At 72.1% G+C, this 23,638-nt stretch carries 17 protein-coding genes; 12 read left to right on the forward strand and 5 right to left on the reverse strand.

Going from position 1 to position 23,638, the window contains the following annotated elements; genetic code table 11:
* Positions 1-10 precede the first annotated feature (10 nt).
* From WA788_RS10605 to WA788_RS10615, 3 genes are all read left to right on the forward strand, one after another.
* Positions 11-946 carry a TauD/TfdA family dioxygenase gene (locus WA788_RS10605; protein ID WP_335974918.1) on the forward strand — a complete coding sequence of 312 codons (936 nt, stop codon included), beginning with the start codon at positions 11-13 and terminating at the stop codon, positions 944-946.
* A 117-nt stretch (positions 947-1,063) separates the two neighbouring features.
* Positions 1,064-1,798, forward strand: a complete 735-nt coding sequence (locus WA788_RS10610; protein ID WP_335974922.1) for a hypothetical protein — start codon at positions 1,064-1,066, stop codon at positions 1,796-1,798.
* An 84-nt stretch (positions 1,799-1,882) separates the two neighbouring features.
* Entirely contained in the window at positions 1,883-3,166 is a 1,284-nt protein-coding gene (locus tag WA788_RS10615) for a hypothetical protein (protein ID WP_335974924.1), read from the forward strand.
* Between the two features lie 42 nt (positions 3,167-3,208).
* Here WA788_RS10615 and WA788_RS10620 read toward each other — a convergent pair whose 3' ends face one another.
* The 3 genes from WA788_RS10620 to WA788_RS10630 form a co-directional block, all read right to left on the reverse strand.
* Positions 3,209-3,982: a class I SAM-dependent methyltransferase gene (locus tag WA788_RS10620; RefSeq protein WP_335974927.1), complete on the reverse strand. Its 774-nt coding sequence runs from the start codon at positions 3,980-3,982 to the stop codon at positions 3,209-3,211.
* Positions 3,983-4,013: 31 nt separating this feature from the next.
* Positions 4,014-6,470, reverse strand: coding sequence for a non-ribosomal peptide synthetase (locus tag WA788_RS10625; RefSeq protein ID WP_335974930.1), 2,457 nt, complete (start codon positions 6,468-6,470; stop codon positions 4,014-4,016).
* Between the two features lie 73 nt (positions 6,471-6,543).
* Entirely contained in the window at positions 6,544-8,064 is a 1,521-nt protein-coding gene (locus WA788_RS10630) for an AMP-binding protein (RefSeq protein WP_335974932.1), read from the reverse strand.
* 216 nt (positions 8,065-8,280) lie between these two features.
* Here WA788_RS10630 and WA788_RS10635 point away from each other — a divergent pair, with 216 nt between their 5' ends.
* The 5 genes from WA788_RS10635 (at position 8,281) to WA788_RS10655 (ending at position 17,319) form a co-directional block, all read left to right on the forward strand.
* Positions 8,281-8,829 (forward strand): GNAT family N-acetyltransferase, encoded by a 549-nt coding sequence (locus tag WA788_RS10635; RefSeq protein WP_335974936.1) that lies wholly within the window; start codon positions 8,281-8,283, stop codon positions 8,827-8,829.
* 391 nt (positions 8,830-9,220) lie between these two features.
* Positions 9,221-12,382, forward strand: coding sequence for an MGH1-like glycoside hydrolase domain-containing protein (locus WA788_RS10640; protein ID WP_335974941.1), 3,162 nt, complete (start codon positions 9,221-9,223; stop codon positions 12,380-12,382).
* A gap of 131 nt (positions 12,383-12,513) precedes the next feature.
* Positions 12,514-15,975, forward strand: coding sequence for a glycosyl hydrolase family 65 protein (locus tag WA788_RS10645; protein ID WP_335974945.1), 3,462 nt, complete (start codon positions 12,514-12,516; stop codon positions 15,973-15,975).
* A 119-nt stretch (positions 15,976-16,094) separates the two neighbouring features.
* On the forward strand, positions 16,095-16,664 hold the full coding sequence (locus tag WA788_RS10650) for a hypothetical protein (RefSeq protein ID WP_335974949.1): 570 nt from the start codon (positions 16,095-16,097) through the stop codon (positions 16,662-16,664).
* 61 nt (positions 16,665-16,725) lie between these two features.
* On the forward strand, positions 16,726-17,319 hold the full coding sequence (locus WA788_RS10655) for a YdeI/OmpD-associated family protein (RefSeq protein ID WP_335974951.1): 594 nt from the start codon (positions 16,726-16,728) through the stop codon (positions 17,317-17,319).
* A 31-nt stretch (positions 17,320-17,350) separates the two neighbouring features.
* On the opposite strand, the gene WA788_RS10660 is transcribed toward WA788_RS10655, so the two are convergent.
* Together WA788_RS10660 and WA788_RS10665 are read right to left on the reverse strand one after the other, a co-directional pair.
* Positions 17,351-18,337 carry a dihydrodipicolinate synthase family protein gene (locus WA788_RS10660; RefSeq protein ID WP_335974956.1) on the reverse strand — a complete coding sequence of 329 codons (987 nt, stop codon included), beginning with the start codon at positions 18,335-18,337 and terminating at the stop codon, positions 17,351-17,353.
* A gap of 5 nt (positions 18,338-18,342) precedes the next feature.
* Entirely contained in the window at positions 18,343-19,512 is a 1,170-nt protein-coding gene (locus WA788_RS10665; protein ID WP_335974960.1) for a mandelate racemase/muconate lactonizing enzyme family protein, read from the reverse strand.
* Between the two features lie 86 nt (positions 19,513-19,598).
* On the opposite strand from WA788_RS10665, the gene WA788_RS10670 reads away from it, so the two are divergent.
* The 4 genes from WA788_RS10670 to WA788_RS10685 are packed head-to-tail and all read left to right on the forward strand — an operon-like array spanning position 19,599 to position 23,552.
* Positions 19,599-20,438: an IclR family transcriptional regulator gene (locus WA788_RS10670; RefSeq protein ID WP_335974965.1), complete on the forward strand. Its 840-nt coding sequence runs from the start codon at positions 19,599-19,601 to the stop codon at positions 20,436-20,438.
* 55 nt (positions 20,439-20,493) lie between these two features.
* Positions 20,494-21,825 carry an MFS transporter gene (locus tag WA788_RS10675; protein WP_335974969.1) on the forward strand — a complete coding sequence of 444 codons (1,332 nt, stop codon included), beginning with the start codon at positions 20,494-20,496 and terminating at the stop codon, positions 21,823-21,825.
* A 36-nt stretch (positions 21,826-21,861) separates the two neighbouring features.
* On the forward strand, positions 21,862-22,524 hold the full coding sequence (locus WA788_RS10680) for a bifunctional 4-hydroxy-2-oxoglutarate aldolase/2-dehydro-3-deoxy-phosphogluconate aldolase (RefSeq protein ID WP_335974974.1): 663 nt from the start codon (positions 21,862-21,864) through the stop codon (positions 22,522-22,524).
* A complete protein-coding gene (locus tag WA788_RS10685) occupies positions 22,521-23,552 on the forward strand; it encodes a sugar kinase (RefSeq protein ID WP_335974979.1) in 1,032 nt (343 codons plus the stop codon). The genes WA788_RS10680 and WA788_RS10685 overlap by 4 nt, the downstream gene beginning before the upstream one ends.
* The last annotated feature ends 86 nt before the right edge of the window (positions 23,553-23,638 follow it).

The following is a 23,638-nucleotide window of genomic DNA, read 5'->3' on the forward strand; positions in this document are numbered from 1 at the left end:
GAGGAGCCAAGTGAGCGAGACGACCCCGGCACTGCGGGAGGAGCTGTCCCTGCCTTCCTTCGACGCCCCGAGCGAGGCACCGTTCTCGTGGCTGCGGGACATGGCAGGGACCGTTCGTGACCGGATGCTGAAGCACGGGGCGGTGGTCATCCACGGCCTGCCGGTGGATGACCGGGACAGTCTGGCCGAGGCGCGCGGTTCCCTGGGGATCGAGCCGTTCACCCCCACCGAGTCCTTCAACCACCGGAGCGACCGGGGCGACGGCATCCTCTCCCCCATCAGCTGGCCGCAGGACAGGATCATCTGCCCCTTCCAGGAGAGCTCCTTCAGCAGGGAGTTCCCCTCCGTGGTGCTCACCGCGTGCGTCACCCCGCCCGACGGCGACGGGCGGACCCACCTCAGTGACGCCCGCCGAGTGGCCGATCACCTGCCGGCCCAGCTCGCCGACCGGGTACGGACGGGCGGTTGGACGATGACCCGGGTCTTCCACGAGGGGTTCGGCATCTCATGGCCGGAGGCGTTCTCCGTGACGGATCGTGCCGCGCTCGATGATCTCTTCCAGACCGCGGGGATCGATTCCGCGTGGCTCCCCGACGGCACGCTGCACACCGTGCGGCACCGGCCTGGCGTCCTCCGCCATCCGGTCACCGGGGAGGAGTGCTGGTTCAACCAGATCGCTTTCCTGAACGCCGGCAGCCTGGACCCGACCGAGCGCGTGATCATGGCCAACGCCTTCGGGGAGCACCTCCCGATGAACACTTTCTTCGGCGACGGGTCGCCGCTGTCCGAGGAGGATCTGGCGGCCGTGCACCACGCCTACGACGCGGTGAGGATCGGCGTCCCATGGCGTCGGGGGGACCTGCTGATCGTCGACAACATCCTCATGGCCCAGGGCCGGTCCGCCTTCGAGGGGTCCCCCGAATTCCTGATCGCCCTCGGCCGGTAACGCCCGGGGGCACCGGTTCGTCCGTCCCAGGAGCAGAGGCAGGCCGTCGCGCCGGCAACGCTTTCCCCCATCCATCGATCCGCTGATCGCCAGCATCCACAGAAGGAGAAACAGGTCATGGTGCAGGTTGTGCCAGAGGCGACTCTGCAGGAGATAAAGGATCACCTGGAACTGGTCGTCGGCAGCGCTTCCGGCAACACCTTCCAGGGCTCGGAGTCGGTGGTCCGCCGCCTCGCCGACCCGGGGGAACTGCGATCCCTGATCGGCCAGGTCATCGCTGACGGCCAAGCCCTCGCCGAGATCGCCGCCCGCTCGTACTACCACGCGAACAACTTCCTGAAAGTCGTGCTGCTGTCCGGCGACAAGAACCCGTGGAAACTGCGCCTCCACGTCTGGCACCCGCAGCCGGACGCCTCGGGGACGATCACGGAGGACATCCACTCCCACCGCTGGGACTTCACGACCGCCCTGGTGGCGGGGGAGTACTTCGCCCAGGAGTTCACCATCGGCCCCGGAGACGAGTACCACCACTTCAAGTACCTTCCGGTAGGGGCCGGGCAGGCCTTCTCCTTGGAGGCCCAGGGCAGGGAACGGCTCCGCAACGTGTTCTCGGCCCTCCTGCCGGCCGGCACGGTCTACCACATCGATCACCAGGTGCTGCACTGCATCTCGCGATCGGCCGGCAGGGCCGCCGCCTCTATCGTCCTGCAGCAGCCCGCCGAGACCGACTTCACGAACGTCTACCGGACGTCACCTGCCGGCGAGCAGGCCAGGACCGAGATCACGGTGGAGCGGCCTTCCACCGGTCAGCTGCGTGAAGAGCTCACACACTTCCTGTCCTGGCTCGGCTGACCAGGACGGCCGCGCACCCGGGACAACGCGCCCCCGACAGAGCGGGTCGGGGGGCCCGTCCGGCGTCTCAAGGAGGGCGTACACGTGCATCAGGGTGATCGGGACGCGACCGGTGAACTCGGTCGGGCGCCCGCCGTCGAATGGGCGCGGCTGTTCTCGGATGCCGCGCAGCGACGGGGGCTGTCAGGAGACGGTCTTGCCCTGGCCCGAGCTGCCCGGGAGGAGATCAAGCAGCGCGCGCGGAGGACTTCCGCCCTGATCGACCAGGTGCCGGGCCTTCCGCTCACCACGGAGGAATGCTCGATCCTCGAACCGCCCTTCGGACGGTCCACCCATCTGCCCAGTCCTGATCGCCCCTACGCGCATCTGGCCGTCCACACCGGACTGGGAGGCGTGAGCGTCACGCCGCTCTGGGCCACCGCCGCCGGTGGGAACGTGGTCATGAGCACCGTGGAGAACAGGATCAAGGCGAGGGCCACCGCCCTGGACCCGATGGTCGCGCTGTCCGTACCGGCCGGCATCGGCAGCCCGCTCTGCTACGAAGTGGGCGGCTTCGTGAAACAGTCACCGGACCCCGAACGCACTGTCATCCGCGCTCTGGCCGCCCTGTACAGCAAGCCGGGAATCAGCGAACACACGGACGGCAACTACACGAGCTGGGATCGGCGTGAAGGCAACGAGCGGCTCCGGCTGGAGGTGCTGGCCTACCGCGTCCGCAACGACCTCGGCGACGTACCCGCGTTTCGGACCGCCCCTTACATCCGGAGACTGGCGCCGAGGTACGGCGGAACCCGTCCCCCGCGGTGGTCCGCAGCGAACCGGCACGAGGACTTCCGGACGCTTGACGCGCGCGACACGGACGGGTCGGCTCCGTATGGTGCCGGCGACGAGCTGGCCGTTCTCGGCGTGGTGCGCCACTCCGGGCATCCCGGGTACCGGCCGCTGAACGCCACCTACGGCCACCTCGCGTGCTTCGACCGCTCCGGTCTCCTGCGCTGTCGCCAGCTCGGGTTCGACGTGATCGACGTCCGCGGCGAGACCCGCATCTCGTTCCTCGTCGACAGGCGCGACTGCGAGGCCCTGCGCCGCAGTCCCGCGGCCGCCCTGTCCGTCACAAAGTTCCGCGGCGGGAGTACGTGGCTTCAGTCGCGGGGGCTGGTGGAACTCCACGACGGCGCGGACGACCTCCGAAGGGCGATCCGGCGCCTCGAGGACAGGTACAGCCGCGACCACCGCCGCCTGGCCCTGGACCTGGGTGCGGCCGAACGGGCCCCCGGGGACTGCGTGCTCGCGACCCTCTCCCGGCAGAAGGTCAGCAGCCGGTACCGGGAGGCGGGGCGATCGCTGCGTTCGGCCGGCGCGCGGTGAGACGGCGGGGCCGCCCGGTCACCGGGCGGCCCCCTGTTCGTCTCACACCCCGTCTCCGGGCAGGTGCGCGGTGTCCACGTACTCGTAGAGGAAGGAGTCGTAGAATTCCGCGTCCGGCGAGGGAACGACCTCGACCAGCCGCCACCCGTCCCGGATCTCCGCGGCGGCCGCGGCGACCGGGGTCTTCTCCAGCTCGGTCCCCTGCCCGTCCGGCTGTCCCCTGCCGGTGAAGCAGAGGACCACGCGACGGGGGTGGCGGCGGATCGAGTCCTCGACCCTCCCCAGGAACGTCAGGGCCACCTCGACGGAGAAGGGTTCGTAGAAGTAGAAAAGCCCCCCGTCATCCGGAATGTCGTAGGTGGTTGCGTCGGCGTGCACGATCTCGATCCGGTCGAAGCCGTCGCGGTTCTCCGCGGCCTTCCGCACGTTGCTCGCGGCGATGCCGCACAGCGTCTCCGACGCCTCCACGCCGACGATCCGGCGGAACGGCAACTCGGCCGCCAGCAGCAGGACCCGGCCCTTTCCGGAGCCGACGTCGACAAACGTCACTTCCTCATGCCTGACGCCGCACCGGCCGAGCGCGTTGCGCACCGTACGGACCGGCGTCGGCGAGTACCTGGCGTTCCGCCCCACCGGCATCAGATCCGCCTCCGGGAGATCCCACAGTTCGACGTTCTGTGCGGTCTCCACCGCGTAGTCCGCGTCGAAGGACGTCTGCCGCTCGATCCGCTCCAGCCGATCGTCGAACACCTGACGGTACTCCAGCGCCCGTAGGAGCTTTCCTCGCTGATCCTGAGCCTGATCGTGATCCGGCATCCTGTCGTCCTCCCTCGGTCGGCGCCCTTACTCAAAGGGCCCGTCTGCTGTCGACCGTCGCCGCGAGGTCGGACAGCACCGGAGTGCGGGCGACATCGAGCAGCGACACCTGTTTTCCGAGCTTGACGACAAGCCGGATCGCCGACAGCGAGCTGCCCCCTCGCGCGAAGAAGTCGTCGTTCCGGCCGACGCTCGAAGCCGGCAGACCGAGCAGTTCCTCCCACAGGCCGGCCAGCATCTGCTCCGTCTGCGTCCGAGGCGGGACAGCCTCGGATCGCGCCACCGGGGAGTGGCCCAGCTCGTTCGCCAGGGCCTTCTTGTCGATCTTCGAGTTGTCCGTGAGCGGCATGCTGGGCAGGCGCTGGATGTGCGGCGGGATCATGTACGCGGGCAGCGCCTCCGCGAGGCTTTCGCGGATCAGCTCGGTCTCGATGGGGGACGCCGCGGTGTAGTAGCCGACCAGTCCGGTGTCGGCGTCAGCGCCTCGTCTGACGACCACCGCGGCATCGCGCACGCCCTCGATGCGCAGCATCGCGTTCTCGATCTCACCGAGTTCGACCCGCACCCCGCGGATCTTGATCTGCTCGTCGCGGCGGCCCAGGAAGTCCAGGACACCGTCCTGCCGCCACCGCCCGTAGTCACCGGTTCGGTACAGCCTCAGCCCCGGCTCGGTTCGGCTCTCGACGAAGGCCGCCCTCGTTCGCCTGTCGTCGTTCGCATAGCCCCGGCCGACGCAGACGCCGGCGAACGCGATCTCCCCCGGTGCGCCCATGGGCACCACCTGGAGGTTCTCGTCGACGATCAGTACCTGCACATTGCGCACCGGCTTCCCGACGGGCACGGACGCCGACGCCGGCGGCCGCCGCATCACATGGTGGGTGGTGTCGTCCGATGCCTCGGTCGCCCCGTACGCGTTCGTCAACGGAATGTCGCAGAACTCGAACCACCGTTCCACGATGCCCTTCTTCAGGGCCTCCCCCGTGACGACCACGTGCCGTACCGCCGGCAGCCTGCGCGCGGGCTCGATCTCCGACAGGCGTGCCGTGAGCATCTCCAGGTAGGACGGAACGACCTGGATCACGGTGGCGCCCACGCGCTCGGCCGTCGCGATGAAGTCGTCGATGTCCCGCACCGTCTCGGCGGAGACCACGGTCGTCGCCGCCCCCACGAGAAGCGGTGCGATCGCCTGCCACAACGAGATGTCGAACGTGGCGGGCGCGCTCTGCACGAGCATGTCCCCGGAGCCGATCTCCAGGTCCTCCAGCTTCGCCAGGAGGTGGTTCACCATCCCGGCGTGCTCACACATGGCCCCCTTCGGGTCCCCGGTGGAGCCGGACGTGAAGTAGATGTACGCGAGTTGGTCCGCGGCCACGGCGATCCCGGGATCACTTTCGGCCGGTTCGGCCGCGGCGGTGCCGATGGTCAGGACCCGCGCGGCATCGCCCAGGGACTCGGTGACGACCGTAGTGAGGGACTCGCTCTCCTCGTCGACGAGCACGACCCGCGCTTCCGCCTGCTTGAGAACCACCCGCAGCCGGTCGGCGGGCCACTGCGGATCGACCGGCAGGTACGCGCCCCCGGCCCGCATCACCCCGATGATCGCCGCAACCCATTCGACCGACCGCCGCAGGTTCACGGCCACCACGTTCTCCGCCGTCAGACCGCCGGCCAGCAGGCAGTTCGCGATGCGGTTGGCCAGCCGGTCGAGCTCCGCGTAGGTGCACGACCGATCCCCGTCCCTGACCGCCAGCGCACCGGGGGTCCGCGCGGCCTGCTCGGCGAAGAGCCGGTGAAACCGCTGTGCCGGCAGAGCGACCACGGGCCCGGCGAACTCACGTAGCTGGACGTCCAGTTCACCCGGCGATACGAGGCTGTGATCGCCGTGTCCGGCAAGGGGGTCACGGAGCAGCAGGTCGAGAGCGCGCAGGTAGTAGCCCGCGTAGCGCGCGACGCACTCTTCGCCGTAGCAGTCCGCTCGATACCTCAGCCGGAGGCGCGCTGAGTCCGCCGCCGTGGAGAAACTCCACAGCAGAGCCGGATCGCCGTGCTCGCTCCCGGTCCTCCCGTCTCCGGTCCAACCGGTGACGTCGAGGACGGCTTCGAGATCCGCGGCGAGGTGTCCGGAAGGCCGCGGGCCCGAAGGGGCACCGTCGGACTCCCGCAGCGCCTGCTCCGCCTGCCCGATCAGGTCGAGCCAGGAGCCCGCCGGAACCGTCATCCTCAGCAGACGCGGCTCGTCGCAGCCGGCCGAGCGGTAGCCGACAGAAACGCTCCGTTCCCCGGTCAGGACCGAGGCCACCTTCGCGTACGCCGCCGCCAGCGCCGCGCACTGCCGGTCCCTTCCCGACAGTGCGTGACGGACCTCGGCGGGAATCGCGAGTTCGTACGTCTGCCACCCGGTCTCCCGGGACGGGTCGGCCGACGGCCACCGGGGCAGGACGCTGGTGAGCGCGGAATGTTCCGTTGCGGTTCCGGACGAGTTGACCACGGCTGCCTTCCCTTGGACCTGTCACGGGCTGTCGTCTGGCTTCGGGTCGTACCAAGTGCTCGCCCTGAGCGGCTCAGGGCAACTCCGCGGCCCACTTCCGCAGCGTGAGCCGGTCCACCTTCCGGTTGGAGTTCAGCGGAAAGCCGTCCAGGTGGACGTATCGGCGCGGAGCGACGGTGTCCGGCAGCACCGCGCGCACCCCTTCGGCCAGCGAGGTCTCCGGCACCTTGTCGCCGGTGTAGAACACCACCAGTTCCGTTCCGAACGCCGCGGGCCGGCTGACCGTGACCGCGTTGCCCACTCCGTCGCACTGGCGGACGACATGGTCGACCTCCGCCAGTTCGACACGCCACCCGTGCACCTTGACCTGCGAGTCCATGCGCCCGATGTAGGTGAGTTCACCGCCGGGACTGGCGCGCACCCGGTCACCCATGCGGTACCAGCGCCGGCCGTCGAACTCGACGAACCGGCCTTCCTCGTCGGCCGGGTCGAGATACCCGGTCGCCATCTGCGGACCGGTGACCCACAGTTCGCCCTCCACGGACGACTCTTCGCCCTGCTCGGTCACAAGGCGGAAGTCGTGGCCTTCGTGCACCTTCCCGATCGGCACTGTGCCGTTGGCGCCGGCCAGCTGCGACTCCTCGCCCGACCAGCGGTGCCAAGTGATGTTGATGGAGAACTCGGTGGGTCCGTAGAGGTTCTCCACGTTGGCTCGCGGCGCCGCCGCCTGCCAGTCCGCGGCGTCCTGGCAGCGCAGCGCCTCGCCCGCGAAGAACGACCACCTCAGGCCGGCGAGTGCGCCCGGTTCCAGCCCGCCCATCTCCCGGGCCATCCAGATGGCGCTCGGCGTGGAGTACCACACCGTCACCCCGTGCTCGGCGAGGAACCCAGGGAGGTCCCGATACGCCGACGGCGGCACCGCCTGCGCCGTCGCGCCCGCGCCCCATGCCGAGAACACGTCGTGAATTCCGCAGTCGAAATTGAGGTCGAAGGTCTGTGAGAAGACGTCATCAGGCCCGAAGTCGCACCGCCGGTCAAGGAGGTCGAAGTAGTGCGCGAAACCGCCGTGGGTCAGGGAAGCGCCCTTCGGGACCCCGGTCGAACCAGATGTGAACAGGATGTACGCCCGGTCCGAAGGAGCCGCTTTCACCGGTGCCGAGAGTCCGGGACGCTCAAGCATCGGGATCGTCGGAAACCGGCCGGCGAATCCGCCGGTGTCGAGGACGCGTGGAGGCGCCTGCTGATCGCTGATCTCCGGGAGGACCGCCAGGCCGCGGTCGTCGACGATCAGCGTGTCCAGCCCGGACAGTTCGATCATCCGGCGGAGGAGCTCGGCGGGGAAGCCGGGCTGCAGCGGAACGACGGTGGCACCCGCGTACAGGGCCGCCAGCAAGCCCGTGTAGGCCGTCGTGCTCTTGCCCGCCAGCACCCCCACCGACCGGGGAGCGCCCTGCGCGATGAGTGAACCCGCCCAGCGCAAGGCCGTTTCGTGCGCCTCTCGATAGGTGACGACGTCCGAGCCGACCCGTACCGCCGGACGGTCAGGGGATAGTTCCAGCCCCCGCAGGAATCGCTCGGTCAAGGTGAGCGACATACTCTCGTCAACTCCTGTCGTTCGCCTGCGCAATGCGCTTGAGCGCGGTAGTCGATCTCCTATCTCTGCACCAGAGGTTCGCTTATCGGTGCTTCGTGCCGTACTGGCATCCGTCAGGAGACTCGGTCCGCAGGCGGAACCCGCCGGAGACCGTCGTCCAGCCGGTGGAACCGAACCGGGGTCCCCGGTCCGGCTCTGTGCGATAGGTTGCCGACCATGAGTGAGACCGAACTCGCCGCATGGCCGCCTGCCCCGATCAAGACCGAACGCCTGGTGCTCCGCGCGTCCGAGGCCCGCGACCGTGCGGCGTTCGTCGAACTGTTCTCCTCACCGGAGGTGGGCACCTACATCGGTGGCGCGCAACCGCGGGAGCAGCTCGACCGGGCGATGCCAGAGGTGCCCGGGCGGCGATTCGGCGTCTTCGTCGTCGAACTCGACGGCGCCATGATCGGCATGATCACGCTCGACCCGCGTGACGCGGAACGCCCGGGCCATGTCCGTCCGGATGCCGGCGAGGCCGAACTCGGCTACATGTTCCTGCCGCAGGCATGGGGGCGCGGATACGCCGCCGAGGCCGGCGCGGCGGCACTCGGCTGGTTCTCCGACGCGCGTCCCGACGAGCCGGTGGTGCTGTCCACCCAGATCGCCAACGGCGCCTCGCTGCGCGTGGCGACGAAGCTGGGGTTCACCGAGGTGGAGCGGTTCGAGGAGTACGGCGCCGAGCAGTGGTTCGGCGTGTGGTCCCCGCTCCCGCCGACCGCCTGAGCGCGCGGCCGGCGACTACCGACAGGAAGATCCAGGGGCCCGGGGCGGCGACGCGGTCGGGCCCCTTTTCTGCCCCCATGCCCCGATCGCGCGCGGCCCCTTCAGCGCGCCGCGCGGGCTTCTCTAACGATGTAAATCCGCGGCCTCCGAGGGCCCCCGGCTCCCCCGGGCGGCGCCCCCTCGCACCCTCGGCCCGTCCCCCGCACGCGGAAAATCCTCCCGGGCCGACCTGCCGGCGTCACAGCGATGAGCTGCACACATACGGGTCATGACCATCCGTCGGCGAAGGCGCTTTGCATCAACTCCTGCCGCAACCCTTGACGGTTCCTGTGTCCCGGTGGCGGAATCTGTGCGTTACATCGTTGTAGGGCGATGACGAAAGGACCGTCAGATGGTCCCAGCAGTGGTGTCCTCGGGCAGGCGCGGGCCGCGATCGATCGGAGCGCCGAGGGGCCGTTGGCTCGCCTTCACCGCCGCCCTCGCGGCCCTCGTCCTGCTCGCGCTGGTCAGCCCGGCGTCACCGGCCCGCGCGGCGGGCGCGTACGACAGCGCCGCCGCCGGCCCCGGCAGCAGCCCCGCCGCCGGCCCCGGCACCCCGGCCTCCGCGGTCGGCGCCGGAACGCACATCCTGGACGACGCGTCCTACCTGTCCGGCTTCGCCGACCCGGACTGGTACGAGTCGAACATCCCGTTCGTCGACCTGCCGGACGCCACCATGCAGAGCGTCTACTACTACCGCTGGCGCACCTACAAGGAGCACCTGCGCTACACCGACCCGCAGGACGGCTGGATCTCCACGGAGTTCCTCGACTGCTGCGGCTACGCCGCGCCCTACCAGGCGATCGACGCGGCGGCCGGCCACCAGATCACCGAGGGCCGCTGGGTCAGGGACCAGACGTACGACGACGACTACATCCGGTTCTGGCTGACCGGGCCCGGCGCGGGCGCCAAGCCGGCGACCGACGACGTCAACGCCGACACCACCGACTGGGCGCACGAGTACAGCGTGTGGCTGGCGACGGCCGCCTACCAGCAGGCCGAGGTGACCGGCGACTACGCCGAGGTCACCTCGCTGCTGCCGGCGCTGGTCCGCCAGTACCGCGGCTGGGACGAGCAGTTCGACGCGAGCCTCGGCCTGTACTGGTCGGTGCCGGTGTGGGACGCGATGGAGTACTCCGCGTCCTCCTACGCCTCCGGCGACCCCTACCACGGCGGCGCGGGCTACCGGCCGACGCTCAACTCGTACCAGTACGGCGACGCGGAGGCGATCAGCGAGATCGCGCGGCTGGCCGGCGACAGCGCGCTCGCCCGGGAGTACGCCGGGCGGGCCGCGAAGCTCAAGTCGGCGATGCAGAAGTGGCTGTGGGACCCCAGCCGCGGCTTCTACTACACGATGGCGCGCGACGGCAATCCGGACCACCAGCTGTCCGGCACCCGCGAGGAGATCGGCTACCTGCCCTGGATGTTCGGCGCCGCCCAGCCGTCCGACGCCGGCGCGTGGTCGCAACTGCTCGACCCCCAGGGCTTCGCCGGCGCCTACGGGCCGACCACGGCCGAGCGCCGCAGCCCGTACTTCATGAAGGACGCCGGCACGTGCTGCCGCTGGGACGGCCCGAGTTGGCCCTTCGCCACGTCGCAGACCCTGACCGGGCTGGCCGACCTGCTCGACGACTACCCCGCGCAGACGTCGATCGCCAAGGGCGACTACGCCGCGGCGCTGGCCACCTACGCCAGGACCCAGACCAAGAACGGCACGCCGTACGTCGCCGAGGCCCACGACCCCGACACGGACGCCTGGATCTACGACGGCGCCGACCACAGCGAGGACTACAACCACTCCACCTACGACGACCTGGTGCTGTCCGGGCTGATCGGCCTGCGCCCCCAGCAGGGCGACACGCTGAAGGTCCAGCCGCTGGTCCCCGCCTCCTGGGACCACTTCGCCGCCGAGAACGTGCCCTACCACGGCCACAACGTCACCGTGCTGTGGGACCGCGACGGCAGCCACTACCACCAGGGCGCCGGCCTGAGTTTGTACGTCGACGGCAGGCTCGTACAGCGCTCGGCGACGCTGCGCGACACCACCGTGCGGGTCGGCGGCACCGTCACCGCCCCCGCCGGCGGCCTGGTCGACGACGCCGCCAACCCGCTGCGCACCGGCTACCCCCAGCCCATCGCCTCCTACACCTGGCAGAACGACAACGCCTGGAACGCCCTGGACGGCAAGACCTGGTACGACGAGGTGCCCGAGGACACCCGCTGGACGAACTACGCCTCCCCGAACAGCAGCGACTTCTACGGCGTCGACTTCGGCGCCCCCACACCCGTCAGCGACATCCGCTGGTCCGGCTACGACGACGGCGGCGGGGTCCGGCCGGCGGCCGGCTACCGCCTCCAGTTCTGGGACGGCTCGGCGTGGAAGGACGTGCCCGGCCAGGTGCACAGCCCCGCCCAGCCGGTGGGCAACGGCACCAACCGCGTCACCTTCCCGCAGCTGACCACCAGCAAGGTGCGGCTGGTGTTCACCGACCCGCCCGGCGCCTTCGTCGGCGTCACCGAGTTCCAGTCGTGGGCGCCCTCCAGCCCCGACGCCGCCCTCAGCGTCGGGCCCGCCAACCAGAGCGGCCTGGTCACCGCTACCGCGTCCACGCCGATCAGCGTCACCGTGCGCAACACGACCCAGCGGCCGCTCACCTCCGCCCAGGTCGAACTCGGCCTGCCCCCGGGCTGGTCGGCCGACCCGGCCACGCGTCCCTCCGGCGCGATCCGCCCGGGCGGCTCCGCGGTGTGGACCTACACTCTGCACGCTCCCCCGACCGCCGACCCCGGCAGCGCCGCGGCGCTCACCGCCACCGCCACCTACCGGCCCGCGGGCGGCACACGGCAGTCGACCCACCGGCTGCAGAACCTCCGCGTCGCCTACCCGGCCGGCCGGCAGGACCCGGTCGGCACCTGGACCCTCGACGAGGGAAGCGGCAGCACCGCCCACGACAGCTCCGGCGCACACGACGCCACCCTCACCGGCGCCCCGGCCTGGGTGTCCGGCGTCTCCGGCACTGCCCTGCAACTCGACGGCTCCGACCAGTACGCCCAGACCGCCGCACCGGTCCTGGACACCGCCGGCAACTTCACCGTCTCCGCCTGGGTACGCCTGGACTCCTCCGGCGGCTTCGCCACCGCCGTCAGCCAGGACGGCACCACCAGCAGCGGCTTCTACCTCCAGTACTCCTCGGCCGACCACCGGTTCGCGTTCTCCACCAGCGGCGGCCGCGCGCTGTCGGACCAGGAGCCGCAGACCGGCCGCTGGTACCAGCTGGTGGGCGTCCACGACGCCGACGCCGGCACCTACACCCTCTACGTGGACGGCGTCGCGCAGACCACCGTGTGGAACCAGGCCACCGGGGCCGCCGCGAACGGCCCGCTGGCCATCGGGCGCGCGTTCTCCGGCGGGCACACCAGCGACCCGTGGCCCGGCGCCATCGACCAGGTCCAGGTGTGGGACCGGGCGCTGACGGCCGCGGACGTGGCCGGGCAGTACCACCCGCAGACCTGACGGCCGCCCGACTGCCCCACGCCCACGGGCGATCCGGGGCGGGCCGGCCACCGCGTGGCCGGCCCGCCCCGCGCACGGCGTCCGACCACCCACGGACGGCGCCCCTCCACCCGACGGAAGGAACAACGGTGATGCGCAGAGCAGGCCGTGCGGTGGCGATCGCCGCCGCGCTGATCGTCACGGCGGGCACCGCCGGCACGGCCGCCGCGGCCGGCGGCGCCGGCGGTGCCCAGGCACGGGCCGGGCAGTCCCCCGGCTCCGCGGCCGCCGCCGACCCGTGGACGCTGACCAGCAGCTCCTACACCGCCCAGGACATCACCACGATGCCCTTCGTCGGCAACGGCTACCTCGCCGAGCGGCTGCCCGCCGTCGGGCAGGGCTACGAGGGCGGTCTCGGGCCGTCCGGCTACCAGTTGGACCAGCAGCCCAAGCAGCGGCTGACCACCTCCATGGTCGCCGGCCTCTACAACAAGGGCCTGACCTCCGCGGTGCCCGACATGGAGTACATGGTCTCGCTCCCCACCTGGAGCACCATGGCCCTCGGCGTGGACGGGCACACCCTGGACGCCGCCGCGCCGCAGGAGCAGATCAGCGACTACCGGCAGCGCCTGGACCTCGCGCACGGCTCCGTCGACACCTCGCTGACCTGGACGCCCGAGGACGGCAAGGCCACCGGCGTACGCGTCGAGGTGCTCGCCAACCGCTCGCTCGAGCACCTCGGGCAGGTCCGCCTCACCGTCACCCCGCGGTGGAGCGGGAACCTGGACCTGTCCGCACTCCTGGACGGCGCCGGCGCGCAGGGCGTCAGCGCCACCTCCCGTTCCGTGGCGACCTCCGCGGACACCGCGACCGTCCGGCTCACCACGCCGGGCAACGGCACCCGCGTGGTGGAGACGCAGCGCCTCCAGGCCGGCCCGGGAACGAAGGTCTCCGCCCGTACCGCCGCGGAGCCGTCGGACGACACGGCCACGGCGGGCGAGAACTGGACGATGCCCGTCACCGCGGGCGCCACCTACACCGTGACCAAGTACGTCGGCACAGCGACCTCCGACGATCCCGGCGACCCCGCGGCCACCGCGGCCGCCACCGTCGAGACCGCCGTCCACCAGGGCTGGTCCAAGCTCGTCGCTCGGCACGACGCGGACTGGGCCGCGCTGTGGCAGCCCAACATCGAGGCGGCCGGTGACAGCGACCTGCAGGCCGACATCAACATGTCCTTCTACACGCTGTACTCCAGCCTGCGCGCCGGCAGTTCGTGGAGCATCCCGCCCGCCGGCCTGACCAGCCAGGACTACAACGGCGACATCTTCTGGGACGCCGACACCTGGATGTTCCCCTCGCTGCTCGCCCTCCACCCCGAACTCGCCGAGTCCGTCGTCATGTTCCGCTCGCGCACCCGGGTCCAGGCCGAGGCCAACGCGAAGGCCAACGGCTACGGCGGAGGGATCTGGGCCTGGGACAACGGTCCCGGCGGCGCATGCGGCGACCTCGGCCACCCGATGTGCGTCACCTTCGAGGACCACCTGGAAGGCGACATCGCGCTCGCGCAGTGGCAGTACTACCAGGCCACCGGGGACACCACCTGGCTGAAGGACTACGGCTACCCGGTGTTGAAGGACGTCGCCGCGTTCTGGGCCGACCGGGTCACGAAGGCCGCGGACGGCAGTTACCACATCGACGGCGTCACCGGCCCGGACGAGTACCACGAGCACGTCGACGACAATGCCACCACCAACGCGGGCGCCGTCCTCGCCCTGAGGGACGCCGCGGCCGCGGCCGCCGTACTGCACCAGCGCCCGGACCCGGCGTGGACGGCGATCGCCGACGCCATCGCCGTGCCCACCGACGCCGACGGCAGCCACCCGGAGTACGCCGGCTACACCGACCAGACCGTCAAGCAGGCCGACACGGTCATGCTCAGCTACCCGCTGGGCTACGTCACCGACGCGTCGTCGGCCGCGGCGGACCTCGACCGCTACATGCCGGTCACCGACGTCAACGGGCCGGCCATGACGAACTCGGTGGAGTCGGTGGTCGCCGCGCAGATCCAGCAGCCCGGCTGCCTGGACTACACGCTGTTCGAGAACTCCTACCAGCCCTACATCAAGGGGCCGTTCCGCCAGTTCGCCGAGACCCAGGGCGACGTGCCGCTCCAAGGCGGCGGCACCGGCCCCGCGTTCACCTTCGCCACCGGAGCCGGCGGCTTCCTCCAGACCTTCCTGTACGGCTTCGGCGGCATGCGGTGGACCGCCGACGGCCTCACGCTGGCCCCCACCCTTCCGCCGCAGCTCGCCTCCGGTATCACCCTGGCCGGCATCCAGTACCGCGGCAGCCGGCTGGACGTGCACATCGGTGCGAAGACCACCACGGTGACGCTCGTGTCGGGCAAGGCGCTCACCCTCGGCACGCCCGACGGCGACAAGCACGTCACCCGCGGCCGCCCGCTGACCCTGCCGACCGCCCGCCCCGACCAGGCCGCCACCGACGACCTCGCCCGCTGCCAGGCGGCATCGGCGCAGTCCGTGCAACCCGCGATGCCGCCCGCGGGGGCCGTGGACGGCAACGACACCACCACGTGGACGGCTTCGGCCACGTCCTCCTCCCTCCAGGTCGCCCTGTCCGGCCGCAACCTGACCGACCACCTCCACGTGCGGTGGGGCACCACCCGCCCGGACACGTACACCGTCGAGGTCCAGGACGGGCCGGGGGCGGCCTGGCACCAGGTGGACCAGGGCAGTGTGCCGCCGCTGGGCGACCTCGTGGCGCGCTGGAGCCGTACGGAGGCCACCGCGGTGCGCCTGTCGTTCGACGGCGCGGTGGCCGCGTCGGTCGCCTCGCTCTCCGTGCCGCGCGCGCAGGCGGCCGACCTCACCGGGGTGCTGACGGCCGACGGCACCTCGCCCGGCAAGGCCGCCACCGTGCGCCTCGCCCTCACCTCCGTCGGCGGCGCGGACGCCCGGCACGTGGAGAGCAGCCTGCGCGTGCCGGACGGCTGGCAGGTCAGCGGCGACCCCGCTGCGGTCACCATCGCCGCGGACGGCCACGCCGACCTCCGGTGGACGGTCACCCCGCCCGCGGGACAGGCGACCACGGCCGCCGGGCTCACCGCCACCACCAGCTGGGACGGCACGGCCGGACGGGACACGCAGACCGCCACCGCCCTGCTCCCGGTCGTGACGCCGTCGCCGCTGGGCTCCACCATCGAGGCCGAGGACGGCGCGCTCAGCGGGGGCGCGCAGCTGGCGAACGACCACGGCGGCTACACCGGCAGCGGCTTCGTGGCCGGCTGGTACGCCGGGGCCGCCGGCACCGTCGCGGTGGACGTCCCGGCCGCCGGCCCCCGTACCGTCACCATCCGCTACGCCAACTCCCTGGGAGGCCAGCGCCCGCCGCTGGAGAACGTCACCCGCACGATCACCCTCACCGCCGGGGGCGCCTCCCACCAGGTGGAACTGCCGGTCACCGGCAGCTGGGACACCTGGTCGACCGTCACCGTCCCCACCGACCTCCCGGCCGGCACCGACCCGATCACCCTGACGGTGGGCCCCACCGACTCCGGCAGCATCAACATCGACAGCCTGACGGTGACCTGAGTCCATGCCCCAGGGCGACTGCAACGGCCACGTCACGTCGGCATCAAGCAGCCCTCTGTGACGGCGGGCGCCGCTAGCATCACAGCGTGCCGGGGGGCGGCGCACGCCGAGGGGGGCGGATGGTGACCAGAGAACGTGGCGTGATCGCGGCGGCTGTCGTCCTGGGGCTGGCCCTGGTGCTGGCGACGCTCTACGGCGGGTACGTGGTGTTCCTGCGGGACCGGACCACGAGTCCCCGGCGGGACCTGCTGCTGCCGAGCCTGCCCGCGCCGGGGCAGTGGCAGCAGAGCGGGCGCCTGCCCTCGGAGGACGGCGAGGCCACCCGCACCTGGGGCCGCTCCACCGACGACTTCGTGGAGGTCGTCTACGGCTACCACTCGAACGGTGCGGCCGCGCGGCAGTTCACCCGGTCCTCGCCCCAGAGGACGGAGCCGTACCTCAACGGCAACGCACGGCCCGACGACATCGGCGTACGGGTCCCGCAGGCGGACCAGGCTCAGTACATGTGCGGCGAGTACGACCACCAGGTGTGCGACACCTGGTGGGCGTGGCTGCGGTTCGGCAAGGTCGACGTCGAGCTCCGCTATCGGCACGAGGTCGGCGCCTCACCGGCCCTGACCGACCCCGAACTCGCCTCCGTCGTCACCCGGGCGGCCACGACCATCGCGGCCATGGCCGAGGAAACCTGACGCCGCTCCCCCTTCCCGCGCGCCGGTGCGTACGGCGGCGCGCCGGGAAGGGCGGGGGCAGGTGTGGTTCGCTGCGGGGGTGACTCAGGATGGGGAGATCGTGGCGTTCGCCTCTGCCGAGGCGTTCGGGGCGTGGCTCGGCGAGCATCATGGCGACTCGCCCGGGATCTGGCTGAAGCTGCGCAAGAAGGGTCCCGGGGTCGTCGCGCTGGAGTACGCGCAGGCGGTCGAGGTGGCGCTCTGCTACGGCTGGATCGACGGCCGGAAGGCGGGGTTGGACGACGAGTGGTGGTTGCAGCGGTTCACCCCGCGCACCCCGCGCAGCAGGTGGTCCAAGGTCAACCGGGAGAAGGCGGCGGCCCTGATCGCGGAGGGCCGGATGCGGCCGGCGGGACAGGCCGAGGTGGACCGCGCCAAGGCGGACGGCCGGTGGGACGCGGCCTACGACAGCGCGCGGACCGCGACGGTGCCGGACGACCTCGCGGCGGCGCTGGCCGCCGACCCGGCCGCGGCGGCGTTCTTCGAGACGCTGGACCGGCAGAACCGCTACGCGATCCTGTACCGGGTGCAGGACGCCAAGAAGCCCGAGACCCGCGCGCGCCGGATCGGGAAGTTCGTGGCGATGCTGGCGCGGGGCGAGAAGCCGCACCCGTAGGCCGCGGCGAAGGCCGGTCGGGCGGCGGGGCTCACCCCGCGGGGCGGTACGCGGGGAGCGCGGTCTCGGCCAGTACCTCGTCGAGGGCGCGGCGCGTGGCCGCGTCCAGCGGTGCCGCAGGGAGGCGTACGGCGGGGCAGGCGATGACGCCCCGGTGCACCAGGACCTCCTTGTGCACCGCCCACGCCTGCCCGGCGCGGATGCCGAGGTGGATGAGCGGCAGCAGCCGGCGGAACGCGGCGCGGGCGGTGGTGCGGTCGCCCGCGCCGAGGGCGTCCAGCAGCCCGCGCAGCACGTCGGAGAACTCGCATGCGGGCATGGTGCCGACCGCTCCGCAGTCCGCCTCGTCGATGACGTACTGGGCGTTCTGCCCGCCCAGTACGGCGAGTCGCCGGCCCACCGCGGCGGTGACGGCGGCGATCTTGGCGGGCGGTGCGGGCACCTCGACCTTGACCGAGGTGATGCCCGGTTCCGCGGCGAGCGCGGTGATCTGGTCGACGCCGATGCCCACACCGGTGACGCCGGGCGCGTCCTGGATCATGACCGGTACGGGCGCGGCCGCGGCCACCTCGGCGTAGAAGTCGAGGACCTGGCCCGCGGAGGGCTTGGTCAGGAACGGCGGCAGCACCATCAGGTGGTCGGCGCCGTCCTCGGCGGCGCGGACGGCCTGTTCGCGCGCGGTGACGGTGCTGGTGGCGTTGACCCCGGCCACCACCGGCAGGTCCGGCCCGGCGGTGGCACGGACCGTGCGCAGAATCGCGGTGCGTTCGGCGCCGGTGAGCGCGAAGCCCTCGCTGGCCATGCCGAAGACTGCGACCCCGTCGACGCCGGAGGCGAGCTGGAAGTCCACCAGGGTGCGCAAGGAGGGCAGGTCAAGGTCTCCGGCGGCGGTGAAGGGCGTGGCGAGGATGGGTATCAGGCCGTGCGGCTGCCGGGCGGCGGGGGCGGCTTCGGGGCTGTCGGCGCTGCGGGGGCCCTGCGGGTCGTGGGGGCCCTGCGGGCTCTGCGGGGTGGTCACGGCGGTCACTTCTCCTCGGACAGTGCGGTGATCTTCTCCACGTCCACCTCGACGCCCAGTCCGGGCCCGGTGGGAAGCGTGTATCCGGCCGGTGTCGCGTCGAGCGGAACGCGCAGGATGCTCTGGGCCACCGGCAGGGAGTCGGCCTGGAACTCGAAGAAGGGGCAGTCGGCCGTGGCGGCGCTCAGCTGGATGCCCGCGGCCAGCGCGACGCCGAGGCCGACGGAGTGGTGCGGGGCCACGGGCACGTGGGCGGCGGAGGCGAGTTCGCAGATCACGGCGGCCTCGGTGATGCCGGTGCGGGCGACGTCGGGCTGGGCCAGCCTGAGGGCGCGGCGGCCGAGCCAGTCGGCGAACTCGTAGCGGTTGCGCAGCGCCTCCCCGACGGCCACGGGGGTGGTGACGCGGGTGGCCAGTTCGGCGTGGCCGGCCACGTCCTCGGGCGCGAGCGGCGCCTCGTAGAACAGCGCGCCGCGCCGGTCGAGCTCCCGGCCGAGGGTGACGGCCTCCTCCAGGCGGTAGGCCCAGTGGGCGTCCACCGCGATCCGCAGCCCCGGGGCGCCGGCGGCGACGGCGTCGAAGGTGGCGAGGTCCTGCTCGATGCCCTTGCCCAGGGCGAGCTTGACCAGGCTCGCCCCCTTGCGCTCGTAGTCACGGGCGAGGGCGGCCCGCTGCGCGTCGGTCGGTTCCGGCAGGCCGGAGACGTAGGCGGGGACCTGGTCGCGGTAGGCGCCGCCCAGCAGTTCGGCGACGGAAAGCCCGGTCAGCTTGCCGTGCAGGTCCCACAGGGCGATGTCCACGGCGGCCATGGCGTCCGCCTGGTGACCCACCAAGTGGCCGCGCTCCCGCATCAGTTCACGCATCCGCTGCCACAGCGGCCGGACCCGGCGGGGGTCCCGGCCGACCAGTTGCCCGGCGAGCAGCCGGTCCACCACGGCGGCGGGCACCTCCGGGCCGACCGGCGCGAGGGCCTCGCCCCAGCCGACGCAGCCGTCGTCGGTGCGGACCTCGACCAGCAGGGTCTCGAAGCGCCCGGAGTACAGGCTGCGCCAGGGCTCGCGGACGACATAGCCGCGCTCGGCCGTCAGCTCGCCGCCGTCGTCGAGGCGCCCCAGGTAGGCCCGGGGCCCCGACAGCTTCAGAACGTGCGTGACGACCTCGGTGATCTTCGCCATGCGTAGCGCCTTTCATTTTTCGAGCGGTGCACTGTGGATTCTGCACGTGGGTTGCAAATAGAGCAAGCAGCGTTAACATCTCTGCCATGAGTTCCGAACGAGGCGGTAACCAGACCGTCGAGCGCGCCGCGGCCGTCCTCCGGGCCTTCACCCACGGGCGTCCCGCCCTGCGGGTCTCGGACGTCGCCTCGGCGCTCGACCTCAACCTGTCCACCACATCCCGGCTGCTGGCCACCCTGGAGGCCGCCGAGCTGGTGCGCCGCGACCCGGTCAGCCAGCTGTACGAGCTGGGGCCCGCGGTGATCTCCATGGCCGGCGTCGCCCTGAACAACGACCCCGTCTACCGGCAGTCCCGGCCGGTCACCCAGCGCCTCGCCTGGGAGCTGGGGCTCGGCGCGAACGTGGCCGTGCGCCGCGGCGGCGAGCTGTTCTACCTCCAGAACGTGGAGGGCCAGCTCGCCCACAAGTCGTACTCGCTGCTGGGCCAGCGCAACCCGCTGCACGCCACCGCGATGGGCAAGTGCCTCGCCCTGGGCATGACGGCGAAGGAGCGCGCGCAGCTGCTCGGCGCCGGCCCCTTCCCCTCGTACACCCCGCGCACCCTCACCACCCCCAAGGCGCTGGAGGAGGAACTCGCCGCGGTCGCCGAGCGCGGATGGGCCACCGAGGTCGAGGAACTCGCCCTCGGCCGCGCCTGCATCGCCGCACCCGTACGCGATCACACCGGGGGCGTCGTCGCCGCGATCTCCGTCTCCGGTGCCCTGTCCGCGATCGCGCTGCACGACCGCGAGGCCGACCTCGGCCGCCGGATCATCGAGGCGGCGGACAGCGTCAGCGTCGGCCTCGGCTACCTGGGTCCCGCCCCCGCCCCGCGGGCATCGGCCGCCACGTCACCGGCCGCGGCAGAGGGCGGCCACCGTTCGTGAACCTCCCGGAGTTACCGCCGCACGCGGTGACCACCCGCACCCCATCGAGGTCCCCATGTCCCAACAGACCGCCGCCGCGCCCTTGTCGGGCACGCGGACGTCCGCCTCCGCTCCCTCCGGCAGAGTCCTCGTGGCCGGCAGCATCGGCAACTTCGTCGAGTGGTTCGACATCGGCATCTACGGCACCCTCTCGTCCGTGATCGCCGGGAACTTCTTCGCCAAGGGCAACCACACCGCCGCGCTGCTGTCGACCTTCGCCATCTTCGCGCTGGGCTTCGCCGTCCGGCCGCTGGGCGGCCTCTACTTCGGCCCGCTCGGCGACCGGATCGGCCGCAACCGCACCCTGGCCGTCACGGTCATCCTCACCTCCGCCTCCACGTTCGCCGTCGGCGTGCTGCCCACCTACGCCACCGTGGGCACGCTCGCCCCGTGGCTGCTGGTCCTCGCCCGGCTCGTCCAGGGGTTCGCCGCCGGCGGCGAGACCTCCAGCGCCGTGAGCCTGCTGTTCGAGTACGCGCCCCGCAACCGCCGCGGCTACTACACCAGTTACGCCGCCAGCCTCGGCTTCGTCGCCTTCGTCGCCGGCGCCGGCACCGCGCTGCTGCTCACCCTCGGGTTCGGCGACGACCAGATGTCCTCCTTCGCCTGGCGCATCCCGTTCCTGATCGCCCTGCCGCTGGGCATGGCCGGGCTCTACCTCCGGCTGAAGCTCGACGACACCCCGGAGTTCGTCCGGATCGAGAAGAGCGGCGAGCTCGCCGCGTCGCCGGTCCGGGAGACCTTCCGCACCGCCGCCGGGCCGATGGCGATCCTGGCCGGGCTCATCGTCCTCAAGGGCGTCGCGCACTGGATCCTCCAGACCTTCATGATCAGCTACCTCACCGACACGATGCACTTCAGCCGGACGCAGTCCTTCGCCGCCTCGATGGTGTGCATGGGGGCCGTGGCGCTCCTTATCCCCGCCGCGGGGCTGCTGTCGGACCGGGTGGGCCGCAAGCCGCTGCTCATCGGCGGCTCGGTCGGCCTGATCGCCCTGGCCTGGCCCTGCCTGCTGCTGATGTCCTACGGCAACGCGGTGCTGGCGGTCGCCGCGATGGTGCTGCTCGGGCTGCCCATTGCCGCGTACGACGGGGCCGCCAACGCCAGCATGGCCGAGCTGTTCCCCGCGCGGATCCGCACCGGCGCCATCGCCATCCCGTACAACGTGTCGGTCAGCCTCTTCGGCGGCACCGCGCCCTACGTCGCCACCTGGCTGGTCAGCGGGACCGGGTACGACCTCGCCCCGTCGTACTACCTGATGTTCGCCGGGCTGCTGACGCTGGTCACCGTGGTGCTGGGGGTACGGGAGACGGCCGGGCCGCGCGCCGACCCGGAGTTCACCTACTGACGGCACGTCAAACGCCCCACCCCACGAGGAGTTCCGATGTCCCTCCCCGCTCCGCCCGAACGGTCCGACCGGCGCTTCGGCGAGGCTCTGGCGCGGCACGGCCTGGTCGCCATCCTCCGCTCCACCCGGGGCACCCGGCTGCCGGAGGTGATCAGCGTCCTGGCCGGCGCCGGGGTTCGGCTGATCGAGGTCACCGTACGCACCCCCGGGTGCCTAGCGGCGCTGCGGGAGACGGGGGACCGGCTCCCCGCGGGGGTGTACCTCGGCGCGGGCACCGTCACCACCCTCGAGGAGGTCGAGGCCGTACGGGCCGCCGGGGGGACCTTCACCGTCAGCCCGCACTGCGACCCCGAACAGGTCCGGGCCGCCCGCGACGCACGGCTGGCGGCCCTGCCCGGCGCGATGACCCCGACGGAGATCCTCACCGCGTGGCGGGCCGGCGCCACAGCGGTCAAGGTCTTCCCGGCCGCACGGGCCGGCGGCCCGTCCTACACCGCCGACGTGCACGCCACGCTCCCGGAGATCCCGCTGGTCCCCACCGGGGGCATCGGCGCCGGGCAGATCGCCGCCTACCGCGCGGCCGGAGCGGTAGCCGTCGGGGTCGGCTCGCCCCTGCTGGGCGACGCCCTCGACGGCGGATCGCTGACCGAACTCGCCTCCCGTGCACGGGACTTCGTGGCAGCTGCGGCCGCGCGATGACCAGCACGACCGACCGGAACGACGTGACCGCCATGACCGGCCCCACCGGCCCCACCGGCCCGACCCACCCGACCGACCGGACCGACCTGACCGTGCTCGGCGAGACCATGGCGAGCCTCACCCCCGACCATATCGGCCCGCTGCGGCACGCCCGCGGGCTCGGCCTGTCCGTGGCCGGCTCCGAGTCGACCGTGGCCATCGGCGCCGCGCGGCTCGGCCACCGCGCCGCCTGGATCGGCCGCGTCGGCGACGACGAACTCGGCCGCACCGTCCTGAACCGGCTGCGCGGCGAGAACCTCCTCGTCCACGCCGTGACCGACCCCGAGGCGCCCACCGGGCTGATGCTCAAGGAGCGGCCCGCCGCCGGCCACAGCCGGGTGCACTACTACCGCGCCGGTTCCGCCGGCTCCCGGCTGCACCCCGACGACCTGCCCGGGCCGCTGCTGGAACGCACCCGCGTGCTGCACACCACCGGCATCACCCTGGCCCTGTCCGACAGTGCCCGCACGACCGCCCACGAGGCGATGCGCCGCACCCGCGCGGCCGGCGGCACCGTCTCCTTCGACCTCAACCACCGTGCCCGGCTGTGGTCGAAGGACACCGCGCGCGCCGCGCTGACCGCCGTACTGCCCCTGGTGGACCTGCTGTTCGCGAGCGTGGACGAAGCGGTGATGGTGACCGGACGGCCGGACCTGACCCCGGCGCAGACCGGGCAGCAACTGCTCTCCCACGGCCCCGGCACCGTCGTCCTCACCGACGGGGCCGCCGGAGCGGTGTGCATCACCGCCGACCGTACGATCCCGGTCGCCGCCGTCCCGGTCCAGGCCGTGGACCCGGTCGGCGCGGGCGACGCGTTCGTCGCCGGCTGCCTGTCAGGCTTCCTCGCCGGCCTGACCACCGAGGAGGCGCTCGCCCGCGCCGCCGCGGTGGCCGCGCTGTGCGTCGCCTCGGAGGGCGACTGGGAAGGGCTCCCCGAACCGGACCGCCTCCCCCAGGCCGCCCACCGGCCCGGCACGGTCCTGCGCTGACCCGGCCGTCGGGCCGCCAATTCGTCGCGATAGCGACGTCATAGGGACGGGATTACGCGGGTTCCTAGCCTCGGAGCAGAAGTTGC

The organism is Streptomyces sp. CA2R106 (genome assembly GCF_037034245.1).
Taxonomy (GTDB): Bacteria; Actinomycetota; Actinomycetes; order Streptomycetales; family Streptomycetaceae; genus Actinacidiphila.

Coding starts and splice junctions, on each gene's coding strand:
- WA788_RS10610 (WP_335974922.1), top strand. CDS start 1,064: ATGGTGCAGGTTGTGCCAGAGGCGACTCTGCAGGAGATAAAGGATCAC.
- WA788_RS10620 (WP_335974927.1), bottom strand. CDS start 3,982: ATGCCGGATCACGATCAGGCTCAGGATCAGCGAGGAAAGCTCCTACGG.
- WA788_RS10630 (WP_335974932.1), bottom strand. CDS start 8,064: ATGTCGCTCACCTTGACCGAGCGATTCCTGCGGGGGCTGGAACTATCC.
- WA788_RS10635 (WP_335974936.1), top strand. CDS start 8,281: ATGAGTGAGACCGAACTCGCCGCATGGCCGCCTGCCCCGATCAAGACC.
- WA788_RS10640 (WP_335974941.1), top strand. CDS start 9,221: ATGGTCCCAGCAGTGGTGTCCTCGGGCAGGCGCGGGCCGCGATCGATC.
- WA788_RS10645 (WP_335974945.1), top strand. CDS start 12,514: ATGCGCAGAGCAGGCCGTGCGGTGGCGATCGCCGCCGCGCTGATCGTC.
- WA788_RS10650 (WP_335974949.1), top strand. CDS start 16,095: ATGGTGACCAGAGAACGTGGCGTGATCGCGGCGGCTGTCGTCCTGGGG.
- WA788_RS10665 (WP_335974960.1), bottom strand. CDS start 19,512: ATGGCGAAGATCACCGAGGTCGTCACGCACGTTCTGAAGCTGTCGGGG.
- WA788_RS10670 (WP_335974965.1), top strand. CDS start 19,599: ATGAGTTCCGAACGAGGCGGTAACCAGACCGTCGAGCGCGCCGCGGCC.
- WA788_RS10675 (WP_335974969.1), top strand. CDS start 20,494: ATGTCCCAACAGACCGCCGCCGCGCCCTTGTCGGGCACGCGGACGTCC.
- WA788_RS10680 (WP_335974974.1), top strand. CDS start 21,862: ATGTCCCTCCCCGCTCCGCCCGAACGGTCCGACCGGCGCTTCGGCGAG.
- WA788_RS10685 (WP_335974979.1), top strand. CDS start 22,521: ATGACCAGCACGACCGACCGGAACGACGTGACCGCCATGACCGGCCCC.